The 21,000-nt window shown below is 67.9% G+C and carries 18 protein-coding genes; 7 read left to right on the top strand and 11 right to left on the bottom strand.

Going from position 1 to position 21,000, the window contains the following annotated elements:
- The first annotated feature begins 123 nt into the window (after positions 1–123).
- Together ACPCUW_RS13835 and fadD8 are read left to right on the top strand one after the other, a co-directional pair.
- Positions 124–864 (top strand): glucose 1-dehydrogenase, encoded by a 741-nt coding sequence (locus ACPCUW_RS13835; protein ID WP_064904737.1) that lies wholly within the window; start codon positions 124–126, stop codon positions 862–864.
- A 30-nt stretch (positions 865–894) separates the two neighbouring features.
- Complete coding sequence (gene fadD8 / locus ACPCUW_RS13830) at positions 895–2,514, top strand: fatty-acid--CoA ligase FadD8 (protein ID WP_423425160.1); 1,620 nt, start codon at positions 895–897, stop codon at positions 2,512–2,514.
- 14 nt (positions 2,515–2,528) lie between these two features.
- Here fadD8 and ACPCUW_RS13825 read toward each other — a convergent pair whose 3' ends face one another.
- Complete coding sequence (locus ACPCUW_RS13825; protein ID WP_396923937.1) at positions 2,529–3,122, bottom strand: winged helix-turn-helix transcriptional regulator; 594 nt, start codon at positions 3,120–3,122, stop codon at positions 2,529–2,531.
- Between the two features lie 92 nt (positions 3,123–3,214).
- Here ACPCUW_RS13825 and ACPCUW_RS13820 point away from each other — a divergent pair, with 92 nt between their 5' ends.
- From ACPCUW_RS13820 to ACPCUW_RS13805, 4 genes are all read left to right on the top strand, one after another.
- Positions 3,215–4,426 carry a pyridoxal phosphate-dependent aminotransferase gene (locus tag ACPCUW_RS13820; RefSeq protein ID WP_423425157.1) on the top strand — a complete coding sequence of 404 codons (1,212 nt, stop codon included), beginning with the start codon at positions 3,215–3,217 and terminating at the stop codon, positions 4,424–4,426.
- 107 nt (positions 4,427–4,533) lie between these two features.
- Positions 4,534–4,947, top strand: a complete 414-nt coding sequence (locus ACPCUW_RS13815) for a hypothetical protein (protein WP_051755651.1) — start codon at positions 4,534–4,536, stop codon at positions 4,945–4,947.
- A gap of 296 nt (positions 4,948–5,243) precedes the next feature.
- Positions 5,244–7,595, top strand: a complete 2,352-nt coding sequence (locus ACPCUW_RS13810; protein ID WP_423425155.1) for a sulfatase-like hydrolase/transferase — start codon at positions 5,244–5,246, stop codon at positions 7,593–7,595.
- Positions 7,596–7,678: 83 nt separating this feature from the next.
- A complete protein-coding gene (locus ACPCUW_RS13805; RefSeq protein WP_423425154.1) occupies positions 7,679–8,488 on the top strand; it encodes a hypothetical protein in 810 nt (269 codons plus the stop codon).
- On the opposite strand, the gene ACPCUW_RS13800 is transcribed toward ACPCUW_RS13805, so the two are convergent.
- Positions 8,485–9,354: a hypothetical protein gene (locus ACPCUW_RS13800; protein ID WP_423425152.1), complete on the bottom strand. Its 870-nt coding sequence runs from the start codon at positions 9,352–9,354 to the stop codon at positions 8,485–8,487. The genes ACPCUW_RS13805 and ACPCUW_RS13800 overlap by 4 nt on opposite strands.
- A gap of 180 nt (positions 9,355–9,534) precedes the next feature.
- On the opposite strand from ACPCUW_RS13800, the gene ACPCUW_RS13795 reads away from it, so the two are divergent.
- The gene (locus ACPCUW_RS13795; protein ID WP_423425151.1) at positions 9,535–10,284 is read left to right on the top strand and encodes a S1 family peptidase; all 750 of its coding nucleotides are present in this window, start codon (positions 9,535–9,537) and stop codon (positions 10,282–10,284) included.
- Here ACPCUW_RS13795 and ACPCUW_RS13790 read toward each other — a convergent pair whose 3' ends face one another.
- The 9 genes from ACPCUW_RS13790 to ACPCUW_RS13750 all read right to left on the bottom strand — a co-directional run bounded on the left by ACPCUW_RS13790 (position 10,285) and on the right by ACPCUW_RS13750 (position 20,656).
- A complete protein-coding gene (locus tag ACPCUW_RS13790; RefSeq protein WP_063015019.1) occupies positions 10,285–11,898 on the bottom strand; it encodes an FMN-binding glutamate synthase family protein in 1,614 nt (537 codons plus the stop codon).
- Between the two features lie 56 nt (positions 11,899–11,954).
- Positions 11,955–13,004: a ferrochelatase gene (locus ACPCUW_RS13785; protein ID WP_063015017.1), complete on the bottom strand. Its 1,050-nt coding sequence runs from the start codon at positions 13,002–13,004 to the stop codon at positions 11,955–11,957.
- Between the two features lie 20 nt (positions 13,005–13,024).
- Positions 13,025–13,861, bottom strand: coding sequence for an NADH-dependent enoyl-ACP reductase InhA (gene inhA, locus ACPCUW_RS13780; protein WP_030514528.1), 837 nt, complete (start codon positions 13,859–13,861; stop codon positions 13,025–13,027).
- 61 nt (positions 13,862–13,922) lie between these two features.
- Positions 13,923–14,642, bottom strand: coding sequence for a 3-oxoacyl-ACP reductase FabG1 (gene fabG1 / locus ACPCUW_RS13775; RefSeq protein WP_423425150.1), 720 nt, complete (start codon positions 14,640–14,642; stop codon positions 13,923–13,925).
- A 57-nt stretch (positions 14,643–14,699) separates the two neighbouring features.
- A complete protein-coding gene (locus ACPCUW_RS13770; RefSeq protein ID WP_030514530.1) occupies positions 14,700–15,704 on the bottom strand; it encodes a VWA domain-containing protein in 1,005 nt (334 codons plus the stop codon).
- Positions 15,701–16,678 carry a DUF58 domain-containing protein gene (locus tag ACPCUW_RS13765; protein WP_063015014.1) on the bottom strand — a complete coding sequence of 326 codons (978 nt, stop codon included), beginning with the start codon at positions 16,676–16,678 and terminating at the stop codon, positions 15,701–15,703. The genes ACPCUW_RS13770 and ACPCUW_RS13765 overlap by 4 nt, the downstream gene beginning before the upstream one ends.
- Positions 16,679–16,704: 26 nt before the next feature.
- Complete coding sequence (locus ACPCUW_RS13760) at positions 16,705–17,874, bottom strand: AAA family ATPase (RefSeq protein ID WP_369817546.1); 1,170 nt, start codon at positions 17,872–17,874, stop codon at positions 16,705–16,707.
- Positions 17,875–18,064: 190 nt separating this feature from the next.
- Positions 18,065–19,141 carry a phospho-N-acetylmuramoyl-pentapeptide-transferase gene (gene mraY / locus ACPCUW_RS13755; RefSeq protein ID WP_063019638.1) on the bottom strand — a complete coding sequence of 359 codons (1,077 nt, stop codon included), beginning with the start codon at positions 19,139–19,141 and terminating at the stop codon, positions 18,065–18,067.
- A 96-nt stretch (positions 19,142–19,237) separates the two neighbouring features.
- A complete protein-coding gene (locus tag ACPCUW_RS13750; protein WP_423425147.1) occupies positions 19,238–20,656 on the bottom strand; it encodes an NlpC/P60 family protein in 1,419 nt (472 codons plus the stop codon).
- Positions 20,657–21,000 lie beyond the last annotated feature (344 nt).

Raw genomic sequence — 21,000 nt, 5'->3', positions numbered from 1 at the left:
ACATCTGTCTGGACAGTACTACGATTATTCGGCGGCGGACACCGGATTCCCGGCGCACGCCACGGTCAGAGCCCTGGAACAGTGTCTAGAACATGTTCCAGTTTGCATGGTAGCGTCACCGGCATGGGACGTGTAGACGGCAAAATTGCACTCATCAGCGGGGGCTCGCGAGGTATGGGTGCGGCCCATGCGCGACTGCTCGTTGCCGAAGGCGCGAAGGTCGTGATCGGGGACATTCTCGACGACGAAGGCGCCGCTCTGGCCGGCGAACTCGGCGATGCCGCGCGTTTCGTGCACCTCGACGTGACCGAACCCGAGAACTGGGCGACGGCGGTGTCCACGGCGGTCGGCGAATTCGGCAAGCTCGACGTGCTGGTCAACAACGCGGGCATCGTCAACGGCAACTCGCTGCGCAAATTCGAACTGGAACAGTGGCGCCGCATCCTCGATGTGAACCTGACCGGAACGTTTCTCGGCATGCAGGCCGTGGTCGATCCGATGATCGCCGCCGGCGGCGGATCCATCGTCAACGTCTCCTCGATCGAAGGACTGCGCGGCGCGCCGTGGGCACACGGCTATGTCGCCTCCAAGTGGGGTGTGCGCGGCCTGGCCAAGTCGGCCGCACTGGAGTTGGCGCCGCACAACATTCGCGTGAATTCGCTGCACCCCGGGCTGATCCGCACACCCATGACCGCCGCCATCCCCGACGATCTGGTGACGATTCCGCTGGGCCGCCCGGCACAGCCCGAGGAGGTGGCGACCTTCGTGCTGTTCCTCGCGAGTGACGAATCCTCGTACGCGACGGGCTCGGAGTTCGTCGTCGACGGCGGTCTGGTGACCGCGGTGCCGCACAAGACCTCCTGACCCCGGACGACATCACCACCAGGAGCACAGATGCCCGAAACACACACCAGCACAATCGATCCCGCGACCCTGCTGCGGCTGCCGACCCACAACGGGCACGCCCTGCTCGCCGGACTGCGGCGTCATCGGCGCGACCCGGTCATGACACTCGGCGACACCGTCCTCACCGGCGCCGACGTCATCGACGCCATCAGCCGCTACATCGCCGCGTTCGCCGCCCACGAGGTCGGGCTGGGCACCCCGAGCGCGCTGCTCGCTCTCAACCGTCCCGAGGTGCTGTTCATCCTGGGCGCCGGCCAGATCGCCGGACATCGTCGCACCGCACTGCATCCGATGGGCGGGCTCGACGACCATGTGCACGTGCTGACCGACGCCGGGATCACGAATCTCGTCATCGATCCGCAGCCGGCGTTCGTCCGGCGCGCCCGCGAACTGGCCGACCGAGTGCCCGAACTGAAGCGCATCCTCGTCCTCGGCCCGGTACCGGAGGAACTGGCCGACGTCGGCGTCGACTTGATCTCCGCCGCAGCGCAATACACTCCGGAACCGATCGAAGCGGTCGACATCCCACCGGATTTCGTCGTCTCGATCAGCTACACCGGCGGCACCACCGGCAAGCCCAAGGGCGTCATCGGCACCGCCGGGACCATGGCGACCATGACCCAGATCCAGCTCTCGGAATGGGAATGGCCGAAGCGCCCGCGATTCCTGATCTGCACGCCGCTGTCGCACGCGGGCGCCGCGTTCTTCCTGCCGGTGGTGCTGCAAGGCGGGCAATGCGTGGTTCTTCCGCGATTCGACGCGGGTGAGGTGCTGCGCGCCATCGAGGAACACCGCATCTCGGCGACCATGCTGGTGCCGTCGATGCTGTACGCACTGCTCGATCATCCCGATATCGACTCGCGCGATCTGTCCTCGCTGGAGACGATCTACTACGGCGCCTCCTCGATCGATCCGAAACGCTTGACGCAGGCCATCGCGCGATTCGGCCCCATCTTCGCCCAGTACTACGGCCAGTCCGAAGCGCCGATGGTGATCAGCTATCTGGCCAAGGACGAGCACGACGAGGCTCGGCTCAGCTCCTGCGGCCGCCCCTCGGCGGCGCTGCGCACCGGGCTGATCGGCACGGACGGACAGCGCGTGGCCCCGGGCGAGGTCGGCGAGATCTGTGTCTCCGGGCCACTGTTGGCCGGCGGGTACCTGAATCTCCCGGACGTCACCGCGGAAACCTTCCGCGACGGCTGGCTGCACACCGGGGATCTGGCTCGCGAGGATCCCGACGGCTTCTGGCATATCGTCGGCCGCAGCAAGGACATGATCGTCACCGGCGGTTTCAACGTCTTTCCCCGAGAGGTGGAGGACGTCATCGCCGCCGACGCCCGCGTTCAGGGCGTAGCCGTCGTCGGCGTCGCCGATCCCCGCTGGGGCGAGGCCGTGACGGCCGCGGTCGTCTTCGACCCGGCCACCGCCGCCGATTCCGAGGCGGTGGCCGCGGCGATCGACGACATCCAGCAGGATGTCAAGCGCCGCAAGGGCTCAGTACAAGCTCCCAAACACGTCATCGTGGTCGAAGCGCTGCCGTTGACGGGGCTGGGCAAGGTCGACAAGAAGGCCGTGCAAGCCCTCGTCACCGCCGAACTCGAGCGGTAGGCAGAGACCCGGCCTTACGAGCGCGCCCCGCGCCCCGGCTCCCTCACGACGTCGGCGAAACATCGTGCGCCGGTGGCGATCTCGGTCGCCTCCGCCATATCCAGCCGGAATTCGTGGTCGGCGGCGGGTGCGGGGCCCTCGTGATGGCTGATGCCGGCGGCGCCGATGACGTAGTGCAGTGCCGTGTCGCCGATATGAACCGTGACCGTGCCGGCGGGCACGACCTCGGCGACCGCGCGTCCCAGCGGCAGCGCGAACCAGTGCGCGCGCACCGCGTCGGTGGCACGCCGCTCCCCCAGCAGCGGCGCCCCCCATTCCGACAGCGCTTGCAGCACAGGCCGCAGCGCCGCGCCGGCGGGTGTGAGCTCGTAGACAGCAGCCGCCGATCGCGACCCCACCTTGCGATGGGTGAGTATGCCGTCGCGTTCCAGATCCTTCAGCCGGGCCGCCAGAATATCGGTACTGATGCCCGGAAGGTCGGCGAACAGATCGCTGTATCGCCGTGGCCCCGAGCACAATTCGCGAACCACCAGCAGATTCCAGCGGTCCCCGACGACTTCGAGCGCGCGGCTGACCGGGCAGTAGTGGTCATAGGTTCGGCGTGGCACATCCTCAGCCTATCTCAACACTTGGAAATTCCAAGCGAAAACTTGGAATAACCAAGTACAGTAGGCGGCCTACACGCCGGAAGGGGATGTTCATGCAGGTCAACCAGTCCAGCAAACTGATGGGAGTCTCGTACGAGATTCGCGGCCCGGTCGCCGAGCAGGCCGCGCGACTGGAAGCCGAGGGCCATCACGTCGTCAAACTCAACACCGGCAACCCGTTGCCGTTCGGCTTCGAGGCGCCCGCGGAGATCCTGCAGGACATCGTCCGCACCCTGCCCGCCTCGACCGGCTACTCGTCCTCGAAAGGCCTGTTGCCCGCGCGGCGCGCGGTGGTGCAGTACTACCAGACCCTCGGCGTCCCCGACCTCGACGTCGAGGACGTCTTTCTCGGTAACGGTGTCTCCGAGCTGATCATGATGGCGCTCACGGCGCTTCTGGAAAACGGTGACGAAGTGCTCGTTCCCGCACCGGATTTCCCGCTGTGGACGGCGGCGACGACACTCAACGGCGGCCGGCCGGTGCACTACATCTGCGACGAGGGCGCCGACTGGTATCCGGATGCGTCCGACATCTCGGCCAAGATCACCGACAGCACCCGCGCCCTCGTGCTCATCAACCCGAACAATCCCACCGGCGCCGTCTACCCGCCCGAGGTGCTGCGAGAGATCCTCGACATCGCCCGCCGCCACAATCTGGTGGTCTTCGCCGACGAGATCTACGACAAGATCTACTACGACGGCCTCACCCACACCTCGATCGCCGCGCTGGCGCCCGACCTGCTGTGCCTGACCTTCTCGGGCCTGTCCAAGGCCTATCGCTGCGCGGGCCTGCGCGGCGGCTGGCTCGTCGTCTCCGGGCCCACCGGCCACGCGGAGAACTACCTCGAGGGCCTCACCATGCTCGCGGGGCTGCGGCTGTGCGCGAATGTCCCTGCGCAGCAAGCGATTCAGGCCGCACTCGGCGGGCACCAGAGCATTCACGACCTGACGCTGCCGGGCGGGCGCCTGCGCGAACAGCGCGACCGCGCCTGGGAGGCGCTCACCGCCATCCCGGGCATCACCTGCGTGAAACCCAAGGGCGCCCTGTACGCGTTCCCGCGCATCGATTCGCGCGTCTACGCCATTCACGACGACGAACAATTCGTGCTCGATCTCTTGCTGCAGGAAAAGCTGCACATCGTGCAGGGCACCGGCTTCAACTGGCCCACTCCCGACCATTTCCGGATCACCACCCTGCCGCACGCCGACGAACTGGAGGCCATCATCGAGCGGATCGGCCGGTTCCTCTCCACCTACCGGCAATAGCCGCGTCCGCCGCACCGCCGACGATCCGGCCACCGGTGATATCCGGAATCTCGCGGAGGTTTGGGGCGAATCCCGCGCGGCATTCCGATCGCAGGAAAGGAATCGCCATGATCGTCATTCTCGGGCTCGTCATTCTCATCGCCGCAGTGGTGGCCGGCGTCGTCGGCGTGGTCGTCAACACCGGCGCAAGCCATGCGGTGAACGGCAATTTCACGGCCTTCGGCTATCACTTCACCGGCTCCACCGGGACGCTGTTCCTCTACGGCATCATCGTCGGCGCGGTCGGCATGGCGGGGCTGAGCCTGCTGCTGGCAGGCACCCGCCGCAACGCGCGCCGTGCGAGCGCCGCCCGCCGGGAACTCGACGGCACCCGCCGCGACGCTCCCATCTACTACGGCCCCGCCCCTACCGCGGACGCACCGCACACCGCCTCCCAGCCGGTCGGTGGCACGCAGCCCGCCGCACCCAAGCGGGGTCTGGGCAGGATGTTCGGGCGCGGCCGGACCGTCCACCAAGCCTGATCGGGGCGGCCGGTGTCCGTGCCGCCTCTTTCTTCTTTTACCCACCTCCGGCACCCCTCCGCCCGGTACCATTTATGGGCGCACAGGGTGTGACCAGCCATATCCGGACGCCTTTCGCGAACCGGACGAGTGGCCGTCGCACGGCAGTCCCTATCGACTCTCGGCCGTTCGTACGAGTTCGAGAGTATCCAGCAGGCATCGAGGCCGCGCCCCGACGACCCACGGATGGACACGTGCGGGGGCGGCCCCGGACCGGATCGACAGTGATCCGATGACTCTCCGTCCGGAGGTGGATGGTGGCCGAGAAATTCGAAGGACATATCGCGCTCGACATTCGTGATTCCGTCGCCGACTGGAAGCCGTTCGCGGAACCGACCGCACCCCGCGGCGCGCCCAATGTGCTGTATCTGGTGTGGGACGACATCGGAATCGCCACCTGGGACTGCTACGGCGGGCTGGTCGAGATGCCGAATATGCAGCGAATCGCCGACCACGGAATCCAATTCACCCAGTTCCACACGACCGCGCTGTGTTCCCCGACGCGCGCTTCGCTGCTCACAGGTAGGAATCCGACATCCGTCGGAATGGCGACCATCGAGGAGTTCACCGACGGTTTTCCGAGTATGAGCGGCCGGATTCCCGACGACACCGCCCTGTGTTCGGAGGTCCTCACCGAGCGCGGTTGGAATACCTACGCCGTCGGCAAATGGCATATGACTCCGCTCGAGGAAAACAACCTGGCGGCGTCGAAACGTCATTGGCCGCTGGGGCGCGGATTCGAGCGGTTCTACGGATTCCTCGGCGGCGAGGCCGACCAGTGGTATCCCAACCTGGTCTACGACAATCACCCGGTCACGCCGCCGTACTCGCCGGAGGACGGATATCACCTGTCGAAAGATCTGGCCGACAAGTCGATCGAGTTCATTCGCGACACCAAGGTCATCGCACCGGACAAACCGTGGTTCATGTACCTGTGTCCCGGGTGCGGTCACGCGCCCCATCATGTGCCGCGGGAATGGGCCGACAAGTACCGCGGCCGATTCGACATGGGATACGAGAAGTACCGCGAGATCGTGCTGGACAACCAGAAGCGCATGGGATTGATCCCGGAGGACACCGAACTGTCTCCGATGAACCCGTACGCGGACGCCACCGGGAGCAACGGCGAGCCCTGGCCGCTGCAGGACACGGTGCGCGCATGGGATTCGCTGTCGGAGGACGAGAAACGACTGTTCCGTCGCCAGGCGGAGGTATTCGCCGGCTTCCTGTCCTACACCGATGCCCAGATCGGGCGGCTTCTCGACTATCTCGAGGAGAGCGGGCAGCTGGACAACACGATCATCGTCGCCTTCTCCGACAACGGGGCCAGCGGTGAGGGCGGTCCGAACGGGTCGGCCAACGAGATGAAATTCTTCAACGGCTATGTCGACACGATCGAGGACAGCCTGGCCAAACTCGACGAGTTGGGGTCGCCGACCACCTACAACCACTACAGCATCGGGTGGGCGATGGCCTTCAACACCCCGTACAAGCTGTACAAACGGTACGCCTCTCACGAGGGCGGCATCGCCGACGCCTGTCTGCTCTCCTGGCCGGCCGGAATCGCCGCCCGCGGCGAACTGCGCCACCACTACCTCAACGTCTGCGATATCACCCCGACGGTCTACGACCTGCTCGGCATCACACCCCCGGACACGGTGAAGAACGTGGCGCAGCGCCCGCTGGAAGGGGTCAGCTTCCGGGCCCTGCTCGACGATCCGAACGCCGACTCCGGCAAGCACACCCAGTTCTATTCGATGCTCGGCACCCGCGGCATCTGGCACCGGGGATGGTTCGCCGACGCGGTGCACGCGGCGTGCCCCTCGGGCTGGGGGCATTTCGACAGCGACCGGTGGGAGCTGTTCCATATCGAAGAGGACCGCAGCCAGATGCACGATCTGGCCGGCACGCATCCCGATAAGCTGGAGGAATTGAAGGCGCTGTGGTTCGCCGAGGCCGAGAAGTACAACGGTCTGCCGCTCTACGATCTCGACATCGTGTCGGTGATGCTGCGCGACCGGCCGACGTACGCCAAGACCCGGGACACCGCCGTCTACTATCCCGGCATCGCCGAGGTGGGGCCGGGGGCCGCGCTGGAGATTCGCGGCCGGTCCTTCGCCTTGCTCGCCGAGACGACCATCACCAGTCCCGGCGCCGAGGGCGTGCTGTTCGCCCACGGCGGGCGCCTCGGCGGTCACACGCTGTTCCTGCAGGACGGACATCTGTACTACGTCTACAACTTCCTCGGCGAGGAGGAACAGGTGATGGTCTCCGACCGCCCGGTGCCGCTCGGTGACCACATCCTGGGTATGCGCTACGAACGGAAGGGCACGCGGCCGGACAATTTCACCCCGACCGGGGAGGCGGTCCTCTACATCGACGAGAACCCGGTGGGTTCGCTCGACGATATGCGGACCCAGCCGACCGTGTTCTCCGGCGTCGGCGAGGGCGTCCGGGTCGGTCGCGACGGCGGCCAGTCGGTATCGCCGCGCTACCACGCGCCCTTCCCGTTCACCGGCGGAGTCATGCACCAGGTCGTCGAGGATGTGAGTGGTAAGCCGTATCTCGACCTCGAAATGGCTGCCGCCGCTGCCTTTTCGCGGGATTGAGGCTGCCCGCCGCGGCAACCCCGGCGCGCACGATAGCTGCACCAGTGCCCACGGGATTGCCGCGGCACCACTATCCTCGAACCATGTGTTCTCCCAGTGCCACGCTGACGGTGTGGGCGGGCTCGTGGCTGGCGGGCCGCAGCGCGCCCGACGACGTGCTGGACGCGTTGCGCGCCTGGTCTCCGCAGCACAGTGTCGCCGCCGGTGACCCGCTGACCGGCGGACGGACGGGACTGCCGTGGCCCTCGGCCGAGCCGTTGGAGGCCGGCACCGGAATCATGGTCCTGCTCAAGGTCATTCGCGAGGCGATGGCCGAGCCGGGGGCCCGGATGCGGCTGGTGCTGCCCGTGCCGGGCGATGCGCGCGGATTGCCGGCGGGCACCGAATTCGCCACGGCGGCAATGGATGCCGAGGAGGGCGTGATCGCCGGCGTACCCGGCGGCGAGGGTGTGGCGCTGGTGCCGCAGTGGACCGACGAGGAATCGCTGCAGTGGACGGTCTTCCACACCCCGGTTCCGGTCCCGGCACCGGATATGGCGCTCGGCGAGGCCGAATACGCGATGCGCGAGGCGGTGCGCGAGGCCGCGGAAGCCCTGATGCGGTTGCACACCACCGCGATCGGCGGCGACGACGATCCGCGCGAATTGATCGAGGCCGAATTGGCCGCCTGCTCGCGCCACATCTACCCCGACTCGGCGCCGCTGCGGGCTCGCCGCATCCTCGATTCGGCCGACCATGTGGCCGCGATCCTCACCGTGGCCCAGCAGACGGCCCCGTCCTCTCCCAGTTCGGCGAGCGCTGTACAGGCCCAGGAGACACTGCTGCGACCGCTGTGGAGCGCCCTGCGCGCGGCCCGTCTGGCCGCGGTGAACGCGGCGGCCGGCCCGCGTTAGGTCGCGGCCTCGCCGGTGCGCGGCCCGGGCAGGTTCAGTTCGTAGTCGTTGTAGCGCCCGCAGACTCGCATGCCGATCCGGACCAGGGCCGCGCGCAGCGCCTCGTCGTCGAATTCGAACACCCGCAGCACGGTGACATCGGGCATGACGGCGCGCAATTCGGCCACGACCGCACCGAACGCCGTGGTCAGCAGATCGGCGTCGGCCTCGCGGTGGGCGAACCCCTCCTCGGCGCTGATGTAGGCCTCGGCGCCACCGGCGAAGGTCGTGATCGTGGTGATCGGTTCCGTCGCCGAGCAGGCCGAGAGCACGGTCGTGAGCAGCACCCGGCCCGGCGGGTCGGCCGATTCGGCGAGGGTGTGCACCAGCCGCCGCAGGGGCGCGGTGGTGTCCGGTGCGGGCGGCCGGGTGAGATCCAGCTCCCACAGCCGCGCGTATTCGTCGACCCGCCGCGCTCCCAGTTCGACGGCCGCCCGGCCCGAGGGCCCGATATCGGTGCCCTGCCAGCGCAACACCCGGTATCCGGCGGCGGTGGCCCGGCGCACGGCCTCGGCGGTCAAGCGGCAGACCATCTCGGTTTCCGCCGCCTGCGGTTCGGACTCGTCGGCGCGGCCCAGATGCAGCGAATGCACGAGGCGCTGCGCCGACACCGCCTGCACCCACGCCTCGCCCAGCCCGGCATCGCGCAATTCCGCCCAGCCCAGCAGCTCACCGCCACCGCGGGCCGCGATCACGCCCAGCAGATCGGCGGTGCCGTCGGCGACGGACATATCTTCGAGCAGGGGCAACCCGGTGCGGCCCGCCAGTTCGGCGGCCAGCCGCAAACCCGTTCCCGGATGCTGGTCCCACTCCAGCGCGATGTCCACCTCCGCACAATAGCGGTGAATTAGCTGATCGCAGGCCAGTTACCGCGCGAAACGTCGGCGACCGGCCAGACGAGCTCAGAGCTTGCGCACCACCGTCTCCCCCTCGGCGAATTCGCTCCACGTCGTCATGGTCGTACGGTAGAACTTTCGGCGGGCAGGTCATACAGCATCGAGGTGGTCATGAAGATTTCCCCGCGCCGGGCGGCGGGCGCCGTCGCCGCCGCGCTCGCCTGCGCTCTGGTGCCGACGACAGCGGCGCAGGCCGTGGTCGGCGGTGTCCCGGTCAGCGCCGCCGACTATCCGTGGCTCGCGGCCATCGGCACGCCCGCCTATGCGACGAGGCCGGGCGGTCAGTTCTGCGCCGGCGCCCTGATCGCCCCGGACCGGGTACTCACCGCCGCGCACTGCGGCGCCCTGGCCCACATGCTGCCCGGGACGACGGTGACCTTCGGCCGCACCGATGTCGCCGGGCACGGCGGGGTCACCGTCGGAATCGCCGATGTCCGGATCGACCCGGCTTTCCGGGTCTCGCTGTTCGGCACGGATCTGAGCTATCACCACGGTGTCGCCGTCCTGGTGCTCAGCGCACCGGTCGCCCTGCCGACCGTGGCCGTCGCGGCGCCACAGGGAGCTACGGCAACGGTGGTCGGCTGGGGCGCCACCTCCGAGGACGACCAGTCCAACACCGTGCTGCGAGCGGCGACGGTGCCGCTGGTGTCCGATGCGGCCTGCGCGGTCGCCTACGGCGCCGAATTCGATCCGGGCGAGGCGCTGTGCGCGGGCTCCCCCGCCGCCGACACCGCTGAATTCGACAGCGGCGGACCACTGTTGATCGACGGCAAGGTCGCCGGCGTCACCTCGTGGGGTAAGGGTTCGGCCGAACCCGGATTTCCCGGTGTGTACGCGCGGGTGCCCGCCCTCGACTTCTGATCACCGCGCCCGGACCGGCTGGGCCGGCGCGACCGGACGGAACGAATCCGGGTCGGCGGCCTCCCAATCGGCGCGCCAGCTCGCCGGCGGATGGACGAGCAGCTCCCCGGGCGCCAGCCATTCGTACAGTTCGGCGTACGACCGGATCTCGTTGGGCGCCACCTTCTTCCGCAGCATATGGGTATCCAGTTCGGCGGGGTCGTGCACACCCATCGAGGCCATCATCTGCATCGCCTGGCGCACCGTGGCCTCCTGATACCGCTGCACCCGCTCGGCCTTGTCGGCGACGTCGAGGGCACGCGCTCGCCGCGGATCCTGGGTCGCGACGCCGACCGGGCACTGATTGGTGTGGCAGCGCTGGGACTGGATGCATCCGACCGCCATCATCATCGCCCGCGCGGCATTGGTGAAGTCCGCGCCCTGCACCAATCGCTTGACGATATCGGTGCCGGTGGCCACCTTTCCGCTGGCGCCCAGCCGGATCCGGTCCCGCAGACCGGTTCCGACGAGTGCGTTGTGCACGGTCATCAGACCGTCGGTCAGCGGCAGGCCGACATGGTCCTCGTATTCCAGCGGCGCGGCCGCCGTACCGCCTTCGGCGCCGTCGACGACGATGAAATCGGGTGCGGTGCCCTCGGCGATCATCGCCTTGCAGATCGCGAGGACATCCGTGCGCGAACCCACGCACAGCTTGAACCCGACGGGCTTGCCGCCGGACAGTTCACGCAGGCGGACCAGGAAGCGAATCAATTCGCGCGGGGTGTGGAATTCCGAATGCGAAGGCGGGCTGACACATTTCTCGTGTGCCGGCACCCCGCGATAGCGGGCGATCTCCTCGCTCACCTTCGCGGCCGGCAGGACCCCGCCGAGTCCGGGTTTCGCGCCCTGGCTCAATTTCACCGAGATCGCCTTCACCTGTTCGTAGCCGGCCTTCTCGGCGAACTGGTCCGGATCGAAGCGACCGTCGCGGGTGCGGGTGCCGAAGTACGCCGATCCGATCTCCCACACCAGATCCGCACCGCCCTCCAGATGGAACGGAGTCAGCCCGCCCTCACCGGTGTCGTGGGCGAAACCGCCGCGGGCGGCGCCGATATTCAACGCGCGCAGCGCATTCCCCGACAGTGCGCCGAAACTCATCGCCGAGACGTTCAGCAGCGACATGGCATAGGGTTGCCGGCAGTCCGGGCCGCCGATCAGCACGCGCGGGGCCTGCTCCGGCTCGGGAAGCGCGGCCACCGAATGGACGAGGAATTCGTATCCGACCGCTTCGATATCGCGCTCGGTGCCGTAGGACAGTTCGCCGTGAATTCCCTTGGCGCGCTCGTAGATCATCGTCCGCACGTCGCGGTCGAAGGGGCGGCCGTCGAAATTCCGCTCGATGAAGTACTGCTGCAGTTCGGGCCGGATACTTTCGAGCAGGTAGCGCATATGCCCCAGCAAGGGATAGTTGCGCAGGATCGAATGCCGGCGCTGCGCCAGATCGTAGGCGCCGACCAGAACGAGCGATCCCGCTGCGACGGCGAGTATCCACCAGGCCCACGAACCGATCGCCGCGATCACGCCCAGGACGACCACCGCCACCGTGAGCAGACCGAAGAGGAAGAACCGCGTCATCGCCCCACCGCCACCTTTCGCACGTTCATACCGAGGGCATACCCGCTCGGCGGCGGTTACTTTCGGCGACGCACGGGTTCACAGCATCCGGGTGCGCAGATCGCCCCGTTACGGGTGCAACCGTACCCGGGCACCGCGCCCAGGCGCCGTGGTTCGTTCCCGTCGAGATGTTCGCCGACCAGTTCGGCGACCATCCGGGCGAAGCGCGGATCCGGGCCGGGGGTGGCGGCGCGGGCGAAAGCCATACCGAGTTCGGCGGCCTTCTCGGCGGCCTCGTTGTCCAGGTCCCAGACGACCTCGAGGTGATCGGAGACGAATCCGACCGGGCACACCACGACGGCCTCGACACCCTTGCCGGACAGCGCTTCCAGATGATCGACGATATCGGGCTCCAGCCACGGCACCTGCGGCGGTCCGGACCGCGACTGCCACACCACGTCGAAGTCGTCGAAACCCGTTGCCGCGGCGCACAATCGGGCCGCCTCGGCGACCTGGCGGCTGTAGAGGTGACCACCGTCGGCGGGCGGTCCGGCCGCGACGTCGGCGGCGACCGGGATCGAATGGGCGGTGAACACCAGCCGGGCCCGATCGCGCACTTCGGCCGGCAGGTCCGCCACCGCCGCGCGCACGGCGTCGGCGAAGGAGTCGATCAGCAGCGGATGATCGAAGTACTGCCGCAGCTTGGTCAGTTCCGGCGCCCCGTCGACGGCCGCGCGGGCACGCTCGATGTCCTCGTCGTACTGGCGGCAACCGGAGTAGCCGCCCCACGCCGAGGTCGGGAACACCAGGGCGTGGCCGATGCCGTCGGCGCGCATGGTGGCGACGGTCTCCTCGACCATCGGATACCAGTTGCGGTTACCGAAGTACACCGGCAGATCCACTGCCCGTGCGGCGAATTCGGCCTCGATCGCGGCGATCAGCTCGCGGTTGAGCGCGTTGATCGGCGAGACGCCACCGAAGTGCAGATAGTGCTGGGCCACCTCGTCGAGGCGTTCCCTCGGTACGCCCCTGCCCCGAGTGACGTTCTCCAGGAACGGCATCACGTCCTCGGGGCGTTCGGGACCGCCGAAGGACAGCAGGAGCAGTGCGTCGACGGTCCCGGTCACGGCTGATTACCTCCAGGCTCTCAGTTGGCCGACCAGTTCTCCGGGAACCAGGTGTTGTGGCTGGCGCCGCCGTCGACGTAGATGATCGAACCGGTGGTGCCGGGCAGCCAGTCCGAGAGCAGGGTGACGATCGACTTGGCGACCACGGTCGGGTCGTCGACGTCCCAGCCGATCGGCGAGGCGCCGTCCCAGTAGGTGTTGAGCATGTTCAGCTGCTTGGCATCGTCGGTGGCGGTGCCGGCGATCGCCTTGGCGGCGAGGGTTTTGATCGGGCCCGCGGCGACCAGGTTGGAGCGAACCCGCTTGGCCTCGCCCACCTCTCGCGCCACGTAGCGGTTCACCGACTCCAGCGCGGCCTTCGCCACACCCATCCAGTTGTAGAACGGCATCGCGGTGCGCGGGTCGAAGTCCATGCCCACGATCGAGCCGCCCTCGTTCATCGCGGGCAGCACCGCGCGCGCCAGCGAGGCGTAGCTCCACGCGGAGATCTCGAACGCCTTGGCGGCGTCGGCGCCCGGGCCGTCGAGGAACGGCAGCGCGTCGGGGCCCATCAGGGTGCGCGGGGCGAAGGCGATGGAGTGCAGCACGCCGTCGATGCCTTCGGGCGCGAGTTCGCGCACCTTGTCGGCGAGACCGGCCAGGTCCTCCTCGTTGGTGACGTCGAGGCCGATCGCGGGCGCGATTTCCTGGGGCAGGCGCTTGGCGATGCGGTCGATCAGGCGCAGCCGCTCGGGGATACCGGTGATGATCACCTTCGCGCCCTGCTCCTGAGCCACCTTGGCGGCGTGGAAGGCGATCGACGAATCGGTGATGATGCCGGTGATCAGGACGGTTTTACCGTCCAGGATTCCGCTCATGGGTGGTGAATTCTCCTCGGGGAAACTCGGATGGGAAGTCGACAGGCTCGGGGCCGCTGGCTCAGTGGCCCATGCCCATGCCGCCGTCGACCGGCAGGATCGCACCGCTGATGTAGGACGCGTCGTCGGAGGCCAGGAAACTGATCGCCGCCGCGACTTCTTCGGGCTGGCCGATGCGGCCCGCGGGAATGGCCTTCAGCGCCATCTCCCGCATGTCCTCTGTCATGTCCTGGCGGGTCATGTCGGTGTCGATCAGGCCGGGCGCCACCACGTTGGCGGTGATGTTGCGTGAGCCGATCTCACGGGTGATCGCGCGCGCCATGCCGACCAGACCGGCCTTGGCCGCCGCGTAGTTCACCTGGCCGGGAACGCCCGTCTGGCCCACGACCGAGCCCAGGAAGATGATGCGGCCGAAGCGGGCCCGCAGCATCGCCCGGTTGGCGCGCTTGGCGCAGCGCCACGCGCCGGTCAGGTTGGCGTCGATGACCCGGGTGAACTGCTCCTCGCTCATCCGCATGAGCAGGGTGTTGTCGACGATGCCGGCGTTGGCCACCAGCACCTCGACCGCGCCCTGCTTGGCCTCGATCTCGCTGAAGGCCGAATCGATCGAATCCGAGTCCGTCACATCGCATTTCACGCCCAGAAGACCTTCCGGCGCGCCCGATCCACGATGGGTGACGGCAACCTTGTGCCCCTCGGCGGCCAGCCGCTGGGCCACCGCGAGACCGATACCGCGGTTGCCACCGGTCACCAGGACCGATCGGGAAGTGAAGTTCGACATGAATGTCAACCTATCTGTTCGAGTTCGACTGTCGTGGCCGGGTTGCGCGGTACCCGTTTATGGCAGGCGTTGACGATAGACCAAACCGCTCACCACACCCGCAGCGGTCAGCAGCAGACCCAGCAGCAACCACGGCCGGCTGGCATCACCCATCTGCATCTCGTAGCCGATCTGCTTGTCCAGGGTGTCGTAGACGGCGCTGAGTTCTTCCAGCGTGGAGGCGGTGTAGAAGTCTCCGCCGGAGATCTTGGCGATCTCGCGCAAGGAGTCGTCGTCGACCGGTACCCGGACGCGCTGGGAGCCCTTGCCGTCCTGATCCGGGATCTCGACCGAACCCCACGTGGTGCCGAAGGAGATGGTCGAGACCGGGACGCCCTTCTGCTTGGCGACCCGCGCCGCGACGAAGCCGTGGCGGGGATTGTCGACGTCCTTGTCGTCGGGCACGGTCTGCTTGCCGTCGGACATCAGCACGATCCGCGCCGGGGGCGGCGTCTGCGCCCCGCCCAGGACCGAGGCGAGCGTATCGATGGCCTGCAGGGCGCTGAAGATGCCCTCACCGGTGGCGGTCCGTTCGGCGAGCTTCATATTGTTGATCGCCGCCTTCATTGCCTCCCGGTTGGTCGTCGGGGAGACCTGAACCGACGCGGTACCGGCGAAGGTCACCAAGCCCAGGTTGATGCCCGGCGTGAGACCGTCCACGAAATCGGTCGCGGCCTTCTTCGCGACCTGGATCCGCGACGGCGGCACATCGGTGGCCTCCATCGACAGCGACACGTCGATCACCAGCATGACCGTGGCCCGGTTGCGCGGCACCTTCTTGGCCGCCTGCGGACCCGCCGCGGCGACCGTCAGCAGGGCCAGGCCCACCAGCATCAGCGCCACCGGCGCATGCCGCCAGTTACTGGGGCGCTTGGGCGCCACGCGTTCGAGGGTCTCCATATTGGAGAACCGCAGCATGTGCCGTTTGCGACGCCGCTGGACGAGCACGTAGAGCAGCGCGATCGCGACGACGACGATGAGGAACGCCAGCCAGATCGCGGACGTGAAATGCGAAATACTCACTGTCGGGGAACCCGCCCGGTCGGGGCGCCGAAGGTGTGGCGCCGAGTGGACACGAAACGGACCACGTCGGCGATCCAGTCACGATCGGTGCGCAGCGTCATCACCGGCGCGCCGCAGCTGCGCAGCGCCGCCTCGACCTGTTCGCGATGCTGCTGGGCAGCACGTCCGAAATCGGCGCGCAGGGTGGGAGTGACGGTGAATTCGCGGGTGCGGCCGGTTTCGGGATCGTGGAGCACCACGTCACCGACGTCGGGAAGGTCCAGATCCAGCGGATCCAGGATCTCCACACCGAGCAGATCGTGACGGCCGGAGATCGCGCGCAGCGAACGCTGCCAGTCGATCTCGCCGAGGAAGTCCGAAATGACAACGGCCAGACCGCGTTTGCGCTGCGGCCGGCGCAGCGACTCGATGGCGCCGCGCAGATCGCCGCGCACGCCGTCGCTCGCATGGGGGGTGGTGGCGATGCTGCGCAGCAGCGACTGGGCGTGCACCCGGCCGGTGCGGGCCGGAATCCGGTACAGCCGTTCGCCGTTGGCGACGACCGCGCCGATCCGGTTACCGCCGCCACTGGTCAGATGCGTCACCGCGGCGGCCGCCGCGACCACCAGATCACGCTTCTGGCACAGCGCGGTGCCGAAGTCCAGACTGGCCGACAGGTCGACCACCAGCCAGGTCTCGAGCTCCCGGTCGGCGATCATCTGCCGCACGTGCGGATGGGTGGTGCGCGCGGTGACCGACCAATCCATCTGGCGCACATCGTCACCCGGCTGATACATCCGCGCGTCCCCGGGCTCGGACCCGGGGCCGGGGATCAGGCCGAGATGATCGCCGTGCAGGACGCCGTCGAGGCGGCGGCGCACCGTCAGCTCGAGGGTTTTCAACGCCGCCGACAATCGCGGATCACGCAGATCTCCGGACCGGAACGACGGCGGCGCGCTGTCGTGGTGAGCGGGGACGTGAGCTGAGTTCGTCACTGACGCAACCGAATCCGATGCCCCGCTCACTGGCGCTGCGGCTGCCCGGCGCCCTGACCGTTCTGCGGCTGACCGGCCGGATGCGGGGCCATGGGCTGCGGCGCGGCAGCCTGCGGGCCCGGGGCCGGCATCGGCGCCGGGCCGCCGGGGGCGGGTGCGTTGGCCTGGGTGGCGACCTGCGGCAGGCCGACGGTCTGCAGCACCCGGCGGATCACATCGTCGGGGCTGACCTCGTCGGCGAGCGCGTCGTAGGACAGCACGAGGCGGTGGCGCAGCACATCCGGAACGACCTCGACCACATCCTGCGGCACCACGTAATCGCGGCCGCGGATCAGCGCGACCGCGCGGGCGGCGGCGATGATGCCGAGGCTGGCACGCGGCGAGGCACCGTAGGCGATCCAGCCCGCGACGTCCTCGAGCCCGAATTCGGCCGGTTTGCGGGTCGCGGCGATGACGCGCACGACGTAGTCGACCAGGGCGTGGTGGACGAAGGTGTTCGCGGCCAGCTTCTGCAGCCGGATCAGTTCGGCCGGCTCCAGGATCTGCTTGGGCTCCGGCGGGGTCACACCCATCCGGTAGATGATCTCGCGCTCCTCTTCGACCGTCGGATAGTCGACGACGACCTTGAACAGGAAGCGGTCGCGCTGCGCCTCGGGCAGCGGGTACACACCCTCGCTCTCGATCGGGTTCTGGGTCGCCATGACCAGGAACGGATCGGGCATCGGGTAGGTCTTGCCGCCGATCGACACGTGCCGTTCGGCCATGACCTCGAGCAGTGCCGACTGCACCTTCGCGGGCGCGCGGTTGATCTCGTCGGCGAGGACGAAGTTGGCGACGACCGGACCCAGTTCGGTGTCGAACTCCTCGCGTCCCTGCCGGTAGATGCGGGTACCGATGAGATCGGTGGGCACCAGGTCGGGGGTGAACTGCACGCGCGAGAAGCTGCCGCCGACCACCCTCGCGAAGGTCTCCACCGCCAGCGTCTTGGCGATGCCGGGCACACCCTCGAGCAGCACGTGCCCGCGAGCCAGAACGCCGACGAGCAGCCGCTCGACCAACCGGTCCTGACCGACGATGACCCGTTTGACTTCGTAGATCGCCTTCTCCAGGGTCGCGACGTCACGCTCCAAAGTGCCCGAGGCGGCCTCCGCCTGCTTCACCGCACTCCCAGCGCTCACATCGTCCGTCGAAGTCACCAAACTCCCCGCTTTCGCTTCGGTCTCCATGCGTGCCGCCCCAACTATTCCAGGTATCGAGCAAGATTGCCGCAACTGGGCTCGCACAATGTCGCGGGCCAGGCCTCCCGGGCGGATCGGAAGGCGCTCGACGGTGTCCGGAATGCGCCGATTCCGAATTGCCGTGTCGCAGCCGGTCGCCGCGGCGGTTTCAGCCCACCGCGGCCAGATATTCGGCGTAGAACAGGGCCAGCCCGACCGCCGCCGCGATGCCCGCGAGCAGCCAGAATCTGATGATCACCGTGGTTTCGGGCCAGCCGCCGAGTTCGAAATGGTGGTGGAACGGCGCCATCTTGAACAACCGGTTGCGAGTGGTGCGGAAAACCGCGATCTGCAACGCCACGGACAGAATTTCGGCGAAGAACAACGCGCCCACGACCACCATCAGCAATTCGGTGCGGGTGGTGATCGAGATTCCGGCCAGCAGCCCGCCCAGGGCCAGCGACCCGGTATCGCCCATGAAGATCTTGGCCGGATTGGCATTCCACCACAGGAATCCGATGCAGGCCGCGCCACCGGCCGCGCAGACCACGGCCAGATCCAGCGGGTCACGCACGCTGTAGCAGCCCGGAAGCGCGTGGGCGGCACAGGAATTGGTGTACTGCCAGAACGTCACGATGACGTAGGCCCCGAGCGCGAAACCCATCGATCCCGCGGCCAGCCCGTCCAGCCCGTCGGTGATGTTCACCGCGTTGGACCAGGCGACGACCACGAAGCACACCGCCAGCAGGAAGACCACCAGCGGAAAGGCCACCGTGGGCCAGTCCCGCACGTAGGACACCTGCCGGCCGGCCGGGGTGAGCCCGGTGCTGCCGGGAAAGCGCAGTGCGAGGATTCCGAACACCACGGCAGCGCCGATCTGGCCGATGTACTTGCCCGTCGCGGTCAGGCCCAGATTGCGGTGCTTGCGGATCTTGATGAAATCGTCGAGGAACCCGACGAACCCCAGCGCGCTGGCCAGGCCGAGCACCAGCAGCCCGGAGGCCGAGGGCCCGTCGGCGTCGTAGCGCAGGCCGATCAGGTGCGAGCCCAGATATCCGGCCCACAGCCCGGCCACGATGGCGATGCCACCCATGGTGGGAGTGCCACGTTTGGCCTGATGACTCTGCGGTCCCTCGACGCGGATCTGCTGGCCGAGATTCCGGCGTGCGAACAACCTGATCAGCAACGGCGTCACGGTGATCGAGACCGCGAGTGCGATCGCCGCCGAGAACAGGATCTGCCTCATCAATACCCCAACTACTGCCGAACTCTCGGCTCGTGCCGAACGGACCGGCACAATGTGTGCCGATTCGCATGGTAGCCAAGATCATTCGGAGGTGCGTCAGGTGATCAGGCGAACGGCGTACGGCATGATGCCGCCCTCGCGCACCGGCGAAATCTTCACGACGTCACCGGATTCGGGCGCCTCGATCATTTTGCCGTCGCCCAGGTACAGCGCGACGTGCTCACTGCCGTTGGCGCCCCAGAACAGCATGTCCCCGCGCTCGCGCTGGGCGACCTTGACCCGGGTGCCCATCGTGTACTGGTAGCCGCTGTAATGCGGCAGGGAGATGCCGACACCGGCGAAGGCGTAGATCATCAGGCCGGAGCAGTCGAAGCCCACCTTGTTGTAGTCGCCGTAGGAATCGGCCACACCGCCGTCGTGGATGCCCTTGGTGGGGCCGTCCTCGTCGCCACCGCCCCAGGCATAGGTCACGCCGAGCTGCGACATCGCACGGTCGACGACCGTCTCGATCAGTTCGGAGCGGCTGCCGCTGGGCCGGCTGGGGGTCGACATCGATCGGCGCGGCGGCGGCGCGTTGTCCAGCTGGGTGTGCGGCCGCTTGCCCGCGCCGAGTTCGGCCGCGCGGTCCTGGGCGGCCTGATCGGCGGCGGCGCGTGCGGCGGCAGCGGTCGCGGCGGCCTGGGCGGCGGCGACCTCGGCCCGGCGCTGACGATCCCAGGCCAGGTAGGCGTCGCGCTGGCCCTGCAGTCCGGTCACGGTGGCCCGGGCCTGGTCGAGCTGCTGCTGGGCCGAATCGCGCTGGGCCATCAGGGCATCGCGCTTCTGCGCCTGCTCGTCGAGAGCGGCCTTGGCGGCGGCGACCGCGGCTTGGGCCTGCTCGCGCTTCTGATCGGCCGCTGCCGCGGCCGTGTCGGCGGCCTTCTTGGCCTGACGGGCCGCGGAATCCTTGTTGGCCTGTTCGACCTGTGCGCGGCGCAGGCCGTCGATGGCGGCCTGCTGATTCTTCGACGCCATGCCGAGCAGATCGGCGCGGTCGAGCGCGGAGGCCGGATCGGAGCCGGCGAGATAGTTCACCATCGACGTCGAACCCGGGTGGGTGTAGGCGTCGACGGCGAATTCGTCGAACTTGCCCTGAGCCTGATCGAGCTGAACTCCGGCGGACTGCAGGTCGCGCTGGGTGGCGGCGACCGTGGCCGCGGCCGCGTCGGCGGCGTCGCGGGCGTTCTGGAGATCGACCAGCGCCTTGTTCACGGCTTCCCGCTTGCCGGCGACCTCGGTGTCGAGCTGGGCGAGCTGCTGGTCGGCGGTGGCGACCTGATTGATCAGACCGCTGACCTGATTCACTCCCGCATCGACCTGCGCGCCCGCCGCGGCGATATCGCCGTCACTCGGATTCGGAGGTGGCGGGGGCACCGCGGCCACCAGCGGAGCGGTCACCGTCAGAGCAATCCCACATAAGAGCAACCCCACAGCGACCTTTGCGGCACCCCCGGACCGCCTCGCCGATATTCGCATAACACCTCCCTGATCCCGCTGCGGCTCCCGGCGAGCACCAGATTCGCCAGGACTGCGCTGGGCGACCGATCGAGGCGTCGCCGCACGAGCACCAACGGTCCATCTGCCCTCGAGGGACGCTGGAGGCCCATGTGACACTTCTTCCCCAAGAGTGTCACCTCGAAACCGTACGACACTTCTTTCACAGAGGAAACATCGGACGACAAATCACAGGGGAGTAATTTCCGGTTTGCTGAAAATTTGCTAACCGTGAATAGGGGTTCCGGGGACGAATCAAACCGGTCGTTCAGTTTCGTCCCGCGAATCGAGACGTATCCCTCGAATCGGGCATGACGCCGAGGTGG

This window comes from Nocardia sp. AB354 (assembly GCF_049538315.1).
GTDB lineage: Bacteria > Actinomycetota > Actinomycetes > Mycobacteriales > Mycobacteriaceae > Nocardia > Nocardia nova.
This window is presented reverse-complemented; position numbering and strand designations above follow the sequence as displayed.

Coding starts and splice junctions, on each gene's coding strand:
- ACPCUW_RS13835 (WP_064904737.1), top strand. CDS start 124: ATGGGACGTGTAGACGGCAAAATTGCACTCATCAGCGGGGGCTCGCGA.
- fadD8 (WP_423425160.1), top strand. CDS start 895: ATGCCCGAAACACACACCAGCACAATCGATCCCGCGACCCTGCTGCGG.
- ACPCUW_RS13820 (WP_423425157.1), top strand. CDS start 3,215: ATGCAGGTCAACCAGTCCAGCAAACTGATGGGAGTCTCGTACGAGATT.
- ACPCUW_RS13815 (WP_051755651.1), top strand. CDS start 4,534: ATGATCGTCATTCTCGGGCTCGTCATTCTCATCGCCGCAGTGGTGGCC.
- ACPCUW_RS13805 (WP_423425154.1), top strand. CDS start 7,679: ATGTGTTCTCCCAGTGCCACGCTGACGGTGTGGGCGGGCTCGTGGCTG.
- ACPCUW_RS13795 (WP_423425151.1), top strand. CDS start 9,535: ATGAAGATTTCCCCGCGCCGGGCGGCGGGCGCCGTCGCCGCCGCGCTC.
- ACPCUW_RS13790 (WP_063015019.1), bottom strand. CDS start 11,898: ATGACGCGGTTCTTCCTCTTCGGTCTGCTCACGGTGGCGGTGGTCGTC.
- inhA (WP_030514528.1), bottom strand. CDS start 13,861: ATGAGCGGAATCCTGGACGGTAAAACCGTCCTGATCACCGGCATCATC.
- fabG1 (WP_423425150.1), bottom strand. CDS start 14,642: ATGTCGAACTTCACTTCCCGATCGGTCCTGGTGACCGGTGGCAACCGC.
- mraY (WP_063019638.1), bottom strand. CDS start 19,141: ATGAGGCAGATCCTGTTCTCGGCGGCGATCGCACTCGCGGTCTCGATC.
- ACPCUW_RS13750 (WP_423425147.1), bottom strand. CDS start 20,656: ATGCGAATATCGGCGAGGCGGTCCGGGGGTGCCGCAAAGGTCGCTGTG.